Source organism: Frankia sp. AgB32, from assembly GCF_023243045.1.
Taxonomy (GTDB): Bacteria; Actinomycetota; Actinomycetes; order Frankiales; family Frankiaceae; genus Frankia.
Genome location: NZ_JALKFX010000108.1, coordinates 16,945 through 29,407 on the forward strand (window position 1 = coordinate 16,945; position 12,463 = coordinate 29,407).

Genomic DNA, 12,463 nt, shown 5'->3' on the forward strand with positions numbered 1-12,463 from the left:
GATGTGCCCGGCCAAGATGTGCCCGGCCAAGATGTGCCCGGCCAAGATGTGCCCGGCCAAGATGTGCCCGGCCAAGATGTGCCCGGCCAAGATGAGCCGGGCCAAGATGAGCCGGGCCAACCTGCGCTTTCCGCGCCACACCCGCGTGACGACCGGCGTCGACCTCGCCCTGGCCGGCGCGCGGATTCCCACCCACCGGCCGGTTCCGCGCACCGGCTGACCAGGCGCGTGTCGTCGTCTCGGCGTAACTGACGCCCGGACGGCCGAAGCGGTATCAGCCGCTCCCCGCCACCGGATTCCTCGACCCTTGTCGCGGCGCGGCTTCTCGTGCTGATCCAGTCGGCAGCACGACTGGCCCGGACTCGCTTTCGACCGCGCTTGGTCGACTGTTTTCTGCTGCCCCTAGGTGACGCATCGACAAAATATGATCCGTGCTGCCCATATCTGATGAGCAGCATCGTCGGTGCGTGTCAGCTGATTGAAAAAATGTTCTTTGCCTGTGTTCAACGACACCGAAATGAGATGTCAGGGAATGGCTAAGGGAAAGCATCGGAAGCGTTCGTCGCGGCGTCATGGCGCCATGCTTGCCACCGTCGGTGTCCTCGGCGCCGGGGCGAGCCTGCTCGCGACCGCGGGCCCCGCGAGTGCCGCCACCAGCAGCTCCGTTTCCGACGTGACGATCGCCAGGCTCGCCGCGAACGCCGGGCTGCCCGGCTGCAGCGGCGGCTCGCTGGGCACCTGGGTCGCCGTGGCCCTCGCCGAGTCCGGCGGCAACACCTACGCCCATGCGAGCGTGGGCGAGGACTCCCGTGGACTCTGGCAGATCAACATGCGCGCGCACGCCGGCTGGGTCGGCAGCCGCAACCTGTACGACCCGGCGACCAACGCCTGGGCAGCCAGGCAGGTCTGCGCCGGCCAGGGCCTGAGCGCCTGGACCACCTACACCAGCGGCTCCTACTACCGCTACCTGGCCCGCGGCCAGGCGGCCGCCGCCGCCGTCTCCGGCGGTGCCAGCGTCCGCGCCGCCTCCTACACCCCGCCCGCCACCCCGGCCGCAGGTGTCGCGTGGGGGCTCCCGTCGCTGGCCAGCGGGACGGGCTACCGCTGGGACGTCCAGGTGATCCAGCAGCGGCTGGCAAACCTCGGCTACCCGATCGCCGTCGACGGCCAGTTCGGCTACCAGACCAACCACATGGTGAAGGACTACCAGCTCAAGCACGGCCTCGTGGCCGACGGGGTCGTCGGGGCGAGCACGCGGGCCAGCCTCGGCATCTGACCGGCCCGACCGGCACCAGCAACGCTGCCGGCACCCGCAACGCCGCCCGCACACGCAACGCCGCCAGGTGGAGTTCCCAGTCCTCCTGGCGGCGTTGCCGCGTGTCCGACGCCTGGACAGGACTACCCGCCGTCGTCGCGGGGTATTCCTGCACCGGCCCACAGGGGCCGCCGGTCCCCGGCGAAGGCGACATCCGGGGGTCCGTCCGGTGAGGATTCCGCCTGCGGTGGGGATCTCCGACCGACGAGGATCAACATGGTCGAGGAACAGGCTGCCGCGCCGATTCCCGAGGCCTGGCGCAGACCTCGGACGTCCGACGCGGGACAGCACGAGCCCACGTCAGGTGTGCTGTTCGCCGCGCTGGGGCCGCTGGAGGTCTGGCGCTCGCCCGGCGAGCGGGTCCGCATCGACCAGCGCAAGAAGCGGGCCCTGCTGCTCACCCTGCTGCTGTGCCCGGGCCGATGGACCTCCGTCGAGCACCTGCGTCTCGCGCTGTGGCAGGACGCGCCACCCCGGTCCGCCCTGGGCAACATCAAGACCTATCTCTCGGAGCTGCGGCACTCGCTTCCCCCGCCGCCCGGCATGGCGGCGACTCCGCCGGCGATCGCCTCGGTCAGCCCGGGATCGGCGATCCTGCGCCGGCCGGTCGGCCCCGGGCGCATCGAGAGCCGGCCGGGCGAGTACCGGCTGATCGTGCGGCCCGACGAGATCGACGTCGTCCGGTTCGAGCGCACCGTCGAGCGGGCCCGCGCCGCAGCCCGGGCCGGCGCCCTGCGGCAGGCCGCCGACCTGTTCGAGCGGGCGCTCGGCTGGTGGCGCGGCTGCGCGTTCGACGAACTGCCCGCCGAGGTCGGCGGCGCGGAGAGCCTGCGTCTGGAGGAGGCGCGGTGGGCGACCCGCGAGGAGCTGATCGACGCTCGCCTCGAACTCGGCGAACATGACCGGGTGCTGCCGATACTGCGCGCGCTGACGCTCGAGCATCCCACCCGCGAGCGGCTGTGGGCCCAGCTCCTGGTGGCGCTGGAGCACAGTGGACGCCGCGCGGAGGCGCTCAGCGAGTACCGCGCGCTCCACCGGCGGCTCGTGACCGACCTGGGCATCGAACCCGGCGCCGAGCTGCGGCGCATCCACCAGCAGGTCCTCGAACCGCAACCGCGCCTGCGGCCGGGCACGCCCGCCAGGCCGGCCTGAGGGCCGCGGCGGCCCGGTGAACCCACGCTGAACCTCCCCCGGGAACGAACCAGATGTGGACGCAGTACGCGATCCACGCGACCGCGTCACGACGCGCGGGCTCACCGCCCGCGTGTCCCGCCCCTTGCTGCCCGGCCGGGCCCTGTCGGCCCGGACCGCTGCGGGGAGCACGCGGCGCGTCCCCTGCCCCGGGCCGACAGTGTGAACGAGGAGGGCAAAGCGATGAAGGCAGCATACGAGCGTCCGTGCCTGACGCCGGCCGGTCGGTTCGCGGACGTGACCCGCGGCGGCTGGGGCTGGGGTCATGACTACTACTACCGCCGGTTCGGTTACGGCAACGGCTGGGACGGCTGCGGCGGCGGTGGCTGGGGTGGCGGCTGGGGTGGCGGCGGTGGCGGTTTCGTCGCCGGCGGATTCTTCTTCTGACCGCCCGGGTCCGAGGTGACCACCTTCACCGTCGCCCACCGCCGTGATCTTGGCCGGTCCCCGTCGCGGCGACCCACCTGCTGGTTCGTCGTGCTGGCCGACCAGGATCCGGTGGTGACACCGGCCGGTGCCCGGCATCGGCTGTGCTATCGCTCCGGGCGACCCTGGATCGTCGGGGACTGGCCGGACAGCGCGCTCGTCAGCGCGACGACGGGGCGCGGCGGGCTGGCTCTGATCGGCTGTGCCGCCGTCTCGGCGAGCGGACTGCGCCGCCTGCTGGTGTCGGCGCGCGACGTCCACGACCTTGATGTCGGCCACGAGGTCGCGGGGGACTACCACGTCGTCGCGGAGATCGACGGGGTGGCACGGGTGCAGGGCAGCGCGACGGGCACCCGCCGGATCTTCACCACCCGGCTGGCCGGGCGCGTTGTCGCCGCCGACCGCGCCGACGTGCTCGCCGAGCTCACCGGTGCGGGACTCGACCGCACCGCGCTCGCGCTGGCGCTGCTCGACCCGTCCGCGCCGTACCCGCTGGACGACATCGTGCCCTGGACGTCGATCGACGCCTTGGCGCCCGACCACTACCTGGTCGTCGACCGGGACGGCCGCGACCGGCAGGTGCGCTGGTGGCGTCAGCCGGCGCCGATACTGTCCCGGGCGCAGGGCGCGCCGATCCTGCGGGCGGCGATGGCCGAGGCGGTCGGCGCCCGGGTGGCGGCGGGACGCACCGTGAGCGCCGACCTGTCCGGGGGGCTCGACTCCACCTCGGTGTGCTGCCTGGCGGCGCGCGGCCCGGCCGAGATCGTCGCCGTCACCGGGCTGGCCCACGATCCCGGCCACGACGACCGGGTCTGGGCGGCGCGGGCTGCCGCGGCGATGCCCGGGATCACCTGGGAGATCCTGCCCGCCGCCGATCTGCCCCTGGTCTTCGACGGCATCGCGACCGCGGACGAGCCGTTGGACCGGCCGTTCGGTGGCATCGTGGACCGCGCGAAACTGCGGGCCAGCCTGCTGCGGGTCGCCCTCTACGATCCGCGGCTGCACCTGACCGGTTTCGGCGGCGACGAGATCGCCGTCGCCGCGCCGAACTACCTCGCGGATCTGCTCGCCCGGCGCCCGCTGACCGCCGTGCGGCACCTGCGCGGCCACCGGGCCCAGGACGGCTGGCCGTGGGCGGCCAGCGCGCGCATGCTGCGCCGCCGTGACTACCAGGACTGCCTGGGCGACATGGCCCGGGCCCTGGCCGCCGCGCGGCGCGGCGACCTGCGTGGCGGGCGGGGGGCGCCGTACGTCACGGCGCTGGACTGGACCATGCCGCCGGTCGTGCCCGGCTGGCTCACCGGCGCCGCCCTCGACCTCGTCGCGGAGGCTTTCGCGCAGGCGGCCGCGCGGGCCGTGCCGCTGGCGCCGACCAGATCCGGACACGCGGACATGTTCGCCATCCGTGCCGGCGCCGCGACGTTCCGGTTGTTCGACCAGATCGCCGACGCGGTTGGGCCACCGCTGGCCGCGCCGCTGCTCGACGAACGGGTCGTGCGGGCGGCGCTGGCCGTACGGCCAGCGGAACGCGCCTCCCCGGAGGAGTACAAGCCCCTGCTCAAGGAGGCCATGCGGCCGGTGGTGCCGGCGGCGGCGCTGCGGCGATGCACCAAGGCCGACGCCTCCGCCGAGGAATACCGCGGCCTGCGGGCGAATCAGGATGTCCTGGTCAAACTGTGCGACGACTCGCCACTGGCCGACCTCGGCCTGATCGAACCGGCGGTGCTGCGGGAGGCCTGCCGGCAGGGCGCCGCGCCGGACCACCGGGCCGAGGCGCTGCAACCCACCATCGCGACCGACGTGTGGCTACGGACCCTGGGCGGCGTCGGCCGTCCGTGACCGGCGGCGGCCCAGGGCCGCCCGCCCGGCAGGAGTGATCATGGTTACGCTGCGATCCGACGTGGTGCGCGCACCGACCGAGTACGGCGCCGTGCTGCTGCACCTGGACAAGGGCCAGTACTGGACCCTCAACCCGTCCGGTGATCTGGTGCTGCGGGTGCTGCTCTCGGGCGGCGACACCGCCGCGGCCGTCGCCGAGCTGTGCTCGGCCGGCGAGGTGGAGCCGGACACCGCCCGCCGGGACATCGACGGGCTGCTCGCCCAGCTCACCGATGTCGGCCTGATCGATCCCGATGCCGACCCCGACGCCGACGCCGACGCCGACCCCGAGGCGGGGCCGCGGGCGCGGTCGGTGCGCGAGCCCGAGGTCCGGCGATGACGGCGCCGATGACCGTCGAGCGACCGGAGGTGGCGCTCTCCCCGGGACGCCGCCTTGGCGCCCTGCTCGCCGTGGCCGCCGCGCGGATCCTCGCCACCCGGCGCCCCGCCCGCATCCGTCGGGTCCTCGCGCGCGTCGCCGCCCACGCCGGGCCGGCCGGCCCGGCCGACGTCCTCGCCGCGCGGCAGGCGGTGATGGCGGTCAGTCTGACCTGCCGCGGTGCCAGCGGCTGTGTGCCGCGCTCCATCGCGACCATGCTGCTGTGCCGGCCGGCGGGCGGCGTCCCGACCTGGTGCGTCGGCGTGCGTACCGTCGCCCCGTTCGGCGCCCACGCGTGGGTCGAGGCGGACGGTGAGATGGTCGGCGAGTCCGTGCCGCCCGGCTACCTACGGGCGCTGCTGCGGGTCGAGCCCGGCGTGCCGGCCGGGACGGTGCCGGCCGGGACTGCGGTCGGGGACGGCCGGTGGTGAGGGGTCTCGGCGAGCTGTGGGTGCTGTTGCGGGGCCGACGCCGGTCGGTTGCCGCGGCGACGGTGCTCACCGTCATCGGCACCGGGTTCGGCGTCCTCCAGCCCCTGCTGGTGATGAAGGTGATCGACAGCGCCCAGGCCGGCGGCATCCCGCTGTGGCTCGTCGGCGCGCTGCTCGGCCTGTTCGTGTTTCAGGCGACCATCGACACCGCCGGCCACTACCTGCTGGAACGCGCCGGCCAGGGGGTGCTGCTCGGACTGCGCCGACGGCTGATCGACCATCTGCTGCGGCTGCGGATCCGGGTTCTCGACACCCGCCGGATGGGAGATCTGATCTCGCGCGCCAACACGGACACGACGGTGGTGCGCGAGGCCGTCGCCTACAGCTTCACCGCGCTGGTCACCAGCCTCATCGGCGTGCTCGGCGCCGTCGCCCTGATGCTGTGGCTCAACCCGTGGCTGTTCCTGCTCGTCCTCGCCGTGGTCGCGGTCGCCGCCGTGGTGGTCCTCGGCGCCCTGACGCGGATCCGCGCGGTGTCCGAACGAGGCCAGGCCAGCGTCGGCGGGATGACGGCGGACCTGGAGCGGGCGCTGGCGGCCGTGCGCACGGTGCGCGCGAACCGGGCCGAGGACCGGGAGGCCCGCCGCATCGGCGACCACGCCGACGCCGCCTACCAGGCCGGCCTGCGCATGGCGCGGCTGAACTCGATCATCGCGCCCGCCATGCAGTTCGCCGTCCAGGGCAGCGTGCTGGTCGTGCTGCTGGTCGGCGGGGTCCTGGTGGCGCGGGGAACGTCGACGCTGGGCAGCCTCGTCGCGTTCCTGCTCTACGCGACGTACCTGGTCATGCCGCTGTCGCAGGTCGTCGAGTCCGCGGCGACGATCCAGCGGGGGCTGGGCGCGCTGGCCCGGGTGAACGCCGTGTTCGCCCTGCCGCTGGAGACCGACCCGATGGTGCTGCGCGGCTCGCTGTGCACCGTCGCCGCCCGCCCGTATGGCGCCGTCGTGCCGCCCGCACGGGCGCTCGCGCCGGCGGCAACGGCGGCGGGCGCGGGCGTTGCGCGCTCGCCGGCCCGGCCCGTGGCGGGCGTGGGCGTCCCCGGCGAGGCGTGCCCGCCGGCGGCCATCGAGTTCCGCGACCTCTGGTTCTCCTACACCGCGACTCCGGTGCTGCGCGGGGTGACGTTCCAGGTCCCGCGGCGCGGCCAGGTCGCGTTGATGGGGCCGTCCGGCGCCGGAAAGTCGACCATCGTCGAGCTCATCGAACGGTTCTACGAGCCGGACGACGGGCTGCTGCTCTTCGGCGGCCGTGACGTGCGGTCGATCTCCCGGCACGACGCCCGCGGCTGGGTGAACCTCGTCGAACAGAACACCCCCGTCCTGCACGGCACGCTCCTGGACAACATCGTCTACGCCGATCCCGACGCCGGCGCGGACGACGTCGAGCGGGTCGTCGAGGCCGCCGGCCTGCGGAGCCTCGTCGACCGCCTGCCGATGGGGCTGCGGACCCCCGTGGGTGACCACGGCGTGCTGCTCTCCGGTGGGGAACGGCAGCGGGTCGCGGTGGCGCGGGCGCTGCTGCCGCAACCGGCGGTGCTCCTGCTGGACGAGCCGACCTCGCAGCTCGACACCATCAGCGAACGGGCCCTGACCCGGGTGCTCCGGGGCATCGCGGCCGAGCGGGCCGTGCTGGTGATCGCGCACCGGATGTCCACCGTGCGGTCGGCGGACCACATCGTGGCGCTCGACCAGGGCCGGGTCGTCGCCCAGGGCGGCCACGACGAGCTGATGACGACCAGCGCCTTCTACCGCCGGCTGGCCTCGACGGGCCCGGGGCTCGACGCGGTGCCCGCCGCCGGCGGGCCCGGCTCACCGCCGCCGCGGTGGCCGCGACCCGCCGACCGGCTGATCGGCTGACCGGGAGCCGCGCCGCCGCTCGGGCCACCGGTGGCACCAGCCCCGTGGCGACACCAGCCCCGTGGCGACACCAGCCCCGTGGCGACACCAGCCCCGTGGCGGCATCAGGCCCGTGGCGGCAGCAGGTCCGCCTTGCGGACCTTGCCGATCGCGTTGCGGGGCAGCTCGGCGACGAAGTGGATCTCCCGCGGCCGCTTGTGGACGGAGAGTTCCCGGGCGACGTAGTCGGACAGATCGGCGCCCGCCGCGCCCCCGGCACGTCCCGGGGCGGCAAGCTCGGGCGCGACGACGAACGCGGCGATGCGCTGCCCGAGGTCCGCGTCGGGCAGGCCGACAACCGCCGCCTCCCGCACCGCGGGATGCGCCAGCAGCGCCGCCTCCACCTCGCCCGCGCCGATCCGGTAGCCACCGGACTTGATCAGGTCGGTGGAGCGGCGCCCGACGATCCGGTGCCGCCCGGCGGCGTCGATCACCGCCGCGTCGCCGGTGCGGAACCAGCCGTCGGCGGTGAACGAGGCCGCGGTGGCGTCCGCGCGGCCCAGATAGCCGTCGAACAGGGTCGCGCCGCGGACCTGCAGCTCGCCGATGCTCGCCCCGTCGTGGGCCAGCGGCGCCCCGGACTCGTCGTCCACCAGGCGGGTCTCGACACCCGGCAGCGCCGTTCCCACCCAGCCGGGCGCGCGCTCGCCGTCGGCCCGGGTACTCGTCGTGATCAACGTCTCGGTCATGCCGTAGCGCTCGACGGGCATCGCGCCGGTCAGCGCCCGCAGCCGCTCGCCGACCGGCACCGGCAGCGGCGCGCTGCCGGACACCAGCAGCCGCGCGCCCGCCAGCGCCCGCGCGCTCGTCGGGTCCTCGCACACCCTCGTCCAGACCGTCGGCACGCCGAAGTACAGGCTGCCACCGGCCTGCGCGTAGGCCGTGGGCGTCGGGCGGACCGTGTGGACCAGCCGGCTGCCGACCCGCAGCGCGCCGAGCACCCCGAGCACGAGGCCGTGGACGTGGAACACCGGCAGGCCGTGGACGAGGGTGTCCTGCGCGGTCCAGGCCCAGGCGTCGGCGAGGGCGTCCAGGTCCGCGGCGATCGCCGTCGCCGGCACCAGCACGCCCTTGGGCGCCCCGGTCGTACCCGACGTGTAGAGGATGAGTGCCGGCCGCCCGCCGCCAGCCCGTCCCGTCCCGGGGTCGTCCCCGTCTGCCCCGCCGCCAGGCCGGCTCGGCACCGCCGCGCGCTGCGCCGGATCCACCGCCACCACCGGGATCGTCAGCTCCTCCCAGGGCGGGGCGCCCAGCATGAGCGTGGCGCCCGAGTCGCGCAGGATGTGCGCCCGCTCCCGCGGCCCCGCGTCCGGCGGCACGGGCACCGCCGGCACGCCCGCGAGCAGGCAGCCGAGGATCGCGACGATCGTGTCCGCCGACGCCGGCGCGTACACCGCGGCAGCCTGCGCGCCCTCGATGCGGCGGGCGACGGCCGCGGCGGCTTCGAACAGCGCGGCGCGGGAGAGTGTGACGTCGCCGACCTGGACGGCAGGGGCGTCGTGATCGACGTCGAGCGGTGGGAAGAGTGTCACCGTCCCATCTTCGCGTCCCACCACGCGCCGCGGGACCGCATTCACGACGGGGTCGCCCCGCTTCGCTGTCCGCGCGACTGGGCTGGCCCGGCGACTGGGCTGGCCCGGCGACTGGGCTGGCCCGGCGATTAGGCTGGCCCGTTGTGCCGCCACGACAGCCCGCATCTCCCCGCCCGTCGCAGCCGTCCGCCGGGGCGCGGGTCACTGTCGTCGGCGTCGGCGCGGACGGCTGGGACGGTCTCGCCCCGGCCGCCCGCGAGGTCCTCACCAGCGCCGGAGTGCTGCTCGGCGGCCACCGCCAGCTCGACCTGATCCCCGAACACAGCGACGGGCGCCCGGTGGGCGGCCGTCGGGTGAGCTGGCCCTCGCCGCTGCTGCCCGCGCTGCCCGCCCTGCTGGCCGAGCACGGCATCCGCGTCGAGACCGGCGCGGATGCAGCCGCCGGCGCTGGCGGCACGCCGGACCCGGGCGGCGATGCACAGCTGGCCGGGGCGGCGGGTGGGGTCTGCGTGCTCGCCAGCGGCGATCCGATGTTCTACGGGATCGGGGCCACGCTCGTCCGGCTGCTCGGCGTCGACTGCGTCCGGGTGCTGCCGCATCCCTCGTCGGTGTCCCTGGCCTGCGCGCGGCTGGGCTGGGCGGTCCAGGACGTCGAGGTTGTCAGTGTCGTCGGCCGGCCGCTGGACCGGGTCCGGCTCGCCCTCGCGCCGCGCCGGCGCCTGCTGATCCTCAGCGCGGACCGGACCACCCCGGCAGCCCTGGCGGAGCTGCTGGTCGCCTGCGGTTACGGGACCAGCCCGATGACGGTCCTCGACCGGCTCGGCGCGCCGGACGAGTCCCGCCGCAGCGCCGACGCCGCGGACTGGGCAAGCGCCGGTGCGCCGTCCGACCTCAACATTGTCGCCGTCGAATGCCGGCCCGCGGCGTCGGCGGCCCGCCGCCCGCGCGGCCCCGGCCTGCCCGACGACGCCTTCGAGCACGACGGGCAGATCACGAAGCGGGAGATCCGGGCGGTGACGCTGGCCCGGCTCGGTGCCGAACCCGGCGAGCTGCTGTGGGATGTCGGCGCCGGCTCGGGCAGCGTCGCCGTCGAGTGGATGCGCACCCATCCGGCCTGCCGGGCGATCGCGATCGAGCCGCGGGCGGACCGCGCCGAGCGGATCGGCCGCAACGCGGCGACGCTCGGCGTCCCGTCGCTGCGGGTCGTCGTCGGCAGCGCGCCCGAGGCCCTCGCGGGGCTCCCGGCCCCGGACGCGGTCTTCGTCGGCGGCGGGGTGAGCGGCGTGGGAGTCCTGGAGGCCTGCTGGTCGGCGCTGCGGGGGCAGGGCCGCCTCGTCGTCAACGCGGTGACGCTGGAGTCGGAGGCCGTGCTGGCCGACTGGTACGCCCGCCGGGGCGGTGACCTGGTGCGCCTGTCGGTGAGCCGGGCGGCCGCGGTCGGCCGTTTCACCGGCTGGCGGCCCGCGATGCCGGTGACGCAGTGGACCGTGTGGCCGGCGCAGGCCGCCGCGGCCGGCTGATCAGCCGAGCAGGTCCAGCACGCAGCGGTCGGCGGGGCCGCCGGGGATCGCGTGGTCCGGCGCGGCGAGATGGCGCCGCCAGTGCTCCTGCGCGCCGGCCACGTCGCCGAGTTCGATGAGGTCGATGAGCGTCGCGTGGACCTGGCGGGTCACCCGGGCCTTGAGGCGGCGCTCCGCGGGGCCGAGCGGATCCGGCTGATCGGCGGGGGCGGCCGGGTGGCCGGGCTGCCCACCGGTGATCTCGACGATGTGCTGGAGCATGCCGGTGAGCACCGACAGGGACTTGTTCCCGGTCAGTTCCACGACCGCCAGGTGGAAGGCGGACTGCGCCGCGGTCAGGTCCGCCGCGGTCAGGTCCATCGTCTCGTCCGCGATCTCGTCGCAGGCGGCGAGCAGATCCCGCAGCGCGGCGACGTCGGCCGGATCGCGGCGCTCGGCGAGCAGAGCGGCGCACGGCGGCTCGATCACGGCGCACGCCTGGTGAACATCGCCCAGCGTGGCGCCCCGATGCTCCAGGACGAGCCCCGCGTACCGCGCCGCGACCACCGGGCTGGGCGCGTGGACGCGGGCACCGCCATGTGCGCCGCGGCGGACCGAGATCAGCGCCTCCGCCTCGAGCACCCGGAACGCCTCGCGCAACGTCGGGCGCGAGACTCCGAACTGGGCCATCAACGCCGGCTCCGGCGGAAGCGCGTCACCTTCGGAAAGCTCGCCGCGGATGATGCGCCGCCGTAGCTGGCTGGCGACGAGCTCCGCCGTTTTCGGCACCCGCACCCGGCGGCCGACCGGCGATGTGCTGACCCGCAGCGCGCCGAACGCACCAGGAAGGTGGGGGACAAGGCCCGCGCCGGGCCCGCGGGTCACCAGCGGGTCGCCCTCCCCGGGCGCGCCCGCCGCGCGGCTGACAGGTGGGGGCGGGGGCGGTGACGACGTGCCTGGACGGGGTGCCGCGGAAGCGGCTGGCCGGGCCATGGACGGTCCTCCTGCGGCGGTGCGCGACGTCAAGGATCGATTTCGACGGATAGGTGATCATCGGCGCATCGATGGACTGTGCGGGCTGTTTATGTTAACAGACGACATTCGCCCGGATCTGTCCTCCGAGCAATTGCGGGTCCGGTGCCAGGTTCCGTCGTGCCTGGTCCGGCGTCGATCCTCCGATCCGCGGCGCGGTGTGCCCGGTGGCGATGATGCCCGCGTATCCCTCCCGCGGAGGCGTCCTGTCGGGTTCGGGTCGTTCTCGGCATGCCTGTCAGGCGTATCCGCCCGCGGAAAACCCGAGGTGTTGCCGCCCGGCGCCGGCCGAGTGCGGCGCGGCCGGCGGGTGGGCGGGTCCGTTGCCCCGGCCGGGATCCGCGCGCCGCGGACGGTGCACGCCGGACCGGCCGGCGCTGGCTGACGGGCCTCGCGCGCCGGTCGCGACCAGCGCCAGCGGGCGCCACTCCAGGTCGCGACTCGATGCACATCCGCTCGGCGCTGGCATGTCATTGCCAGAACGCCCGTTTGTGGGATCCGGTCAGTGAGCCGCGTAATCCCGGCGTATTGTTTTACGATATCGGCGTTTAGGTGCACGGGGGTGCCTTCGACATAGTTCCGGCCGATCCGGTATCGAATCGGCCGTCGCTGGCTGGCGACCTGCCGGGTTTGACACGGGAGCTGTGCGACATGGGTGTGTTCCAGGATTCGCCGCTCTCACGGCGGCGACTGCTGCTCTGGTCGGTGGCGGGGCCCCCGGGGGGGGCGCCCCCCCGGGCGGCGGCCCGGGCGCCCCCCCCCCCCCCCCCGGCCCCCCCCCCCCCCCCCCCCCCCGCCCCCCCCCCCCCCCCCCCCCCCCCCCCC

General features: G+C 75.1%; 11 protein-coding genes. 9 read left to right on the forward strand and 2 right to left on the reverse strand.

Annotated elements, in window-relative coordinates; translation table 11 throughout:
* From MXD60_RS23930 to MXD60_RS23965, 8 genes are all read left to right on the forward strand, one after another.
* On the forward strand, window positions 1-220 hold a 220-nt coding region (locus tag MXD60_RS23930; RefSeq protein WP_248821597.1), incomplete at its 5' end, for a hypothetical protein.
* 312 nt (window positions 221-532) lie between these two features.
* Window positions 533-1,276, forward strand: a complete 744-nt coding sequence (locus MXD60_RS23935) for a peptidoglycan-binding protein (protein WP_518468576.1) — start codon at window positions 533-535, stop codon at window positions 1,274-1,276.
* 255 nt (window positions 1,277-1,531) lie between these two features.
* On the forward strand, window positions 1,532-2,467 hold the full coding sequence (locus MXD60_RS23940; RefSeq protein WP_248821599.1) for an AfsR/SARP family transcriptional regulator: 936 nt from the start codon (window positions 1,532-1,534) through the stop codon (window positions 2,465-2,467).
* A gap of 222 nt (window positions 2,468-2,689) precedes the next feature.
* The gene (locus MXD60_RS23945; protein ID WP_248821600.1) at window positions 2,690-2,893 is read left to right on the forward strand and encodes a lasso RiPP family leader peptide-containing protein; all 204 of its coding nucleotides are present in this window, start codon (window positions 2,690-2,692) and stop codon (window positions 2,891-2,893) included.
* Window positions 2,894-2,908: 15 nt separating this feature from the next.
* Window positions 2,909-4,771 carry an asparagine synthase-related protein gene (locus MXD60_RS23950; protein ID WP_248821601.1) on the forward strand — a complete coding sequence of 621 codons (1,863 nt, stop codon included), beginning with the start codon at window positions 2,909-2,911 and terminating at the stop codon, window positions 4,769-4,771.
* A 40-nt stretch (window positions 4,772-4,811) separates the two neighbouring features.
* Complete coding sequence (locus MXD60_RS23955; protein WP_248821602.1) at window positions 4,812-5,150, forward strand: lasso peptide biosynthesis PqqD family chaperone; 339 nt, start codon at window positions 4,812-4,814, stop codon at window positions 5,148-5,150.
* Window positions 5,151-5,158: 8 nt separating this feature from the next.
* A complete protein-coding gene (locus MXD60_RS23960) occupies window positions 5,159-5,620 on the forward strand; it encodes a lasso peptide biosynthesis B2 protein (protein ID WP_248821603.1) in 462 nt (153 codons plus the stop codon).
* Window positions 5,614-7,536, forward strand: a complete 1,923-nt coding sequence (locus MXD60_RS23965; RefSeq protein WP_248821604.1) for an ABC transporter ATP-binding protein — start codon at window positions 5,614-5,616, stop codon at window positions 7,534-7,536. Before MXD60_RS23960 ends, MXD60_RS23965 begins: the two co-directional genes overlap by 7 nt.
* Window positions 7,537-7,640: 104 nt before the next feature.
* Here the strand turns inward: MXD60_RS23965 and MXD60_RS23970 are convergent, their stop codons facing one another.
* Window positions 7,641-9,107 carry an acyl-CoA synthetase gene (locus tag MXD60_RS23970; RefSeq protein ID WP_248821605.1) on the reverse strand — a complete coding sequence of 489 codons (1,467 nt, stop codon included), beginning with the start codon at window positions 9,105-9,107 and terminating at the stop codon, window positions 7,641-7,643.
* A 143-nt stretch (window positions 9,108-9,250) separates the two neighbouring features.
* On the opposite strand from MXD60_RS23970, the gene cbiE reads away from it, so the two are divergent.
* Window positions 9,251-10,627, forward strand: coding sequence for a precorrin-6y C5,15-methyltransferase (decarboxylating) subunit CbiE (gene cbiE / locus MXD60_RS23975; protein ID WP_248821606.1), 1,377 nt, complete (start codon window positions 9,251-9,253; stop codon window positions 10,625-10,627).
* Here the strand turns inward: cbiE and MXD60_RS23980 are convergent, their stop codons facing one another.
* Complete coding sequence (locus MXD60_RS23980; RefSeq protein ID WP_248821607.1) at window positions 10,628-11,599, reverse strand: FadR/GntR family transcriptional regulator; 972 nt, start codon at window positions 11,597-11,599, stop codon at window positions 10,628-10,630.
* Window positions 11,600-12,463: the final 864 nt, after the last annotated feature.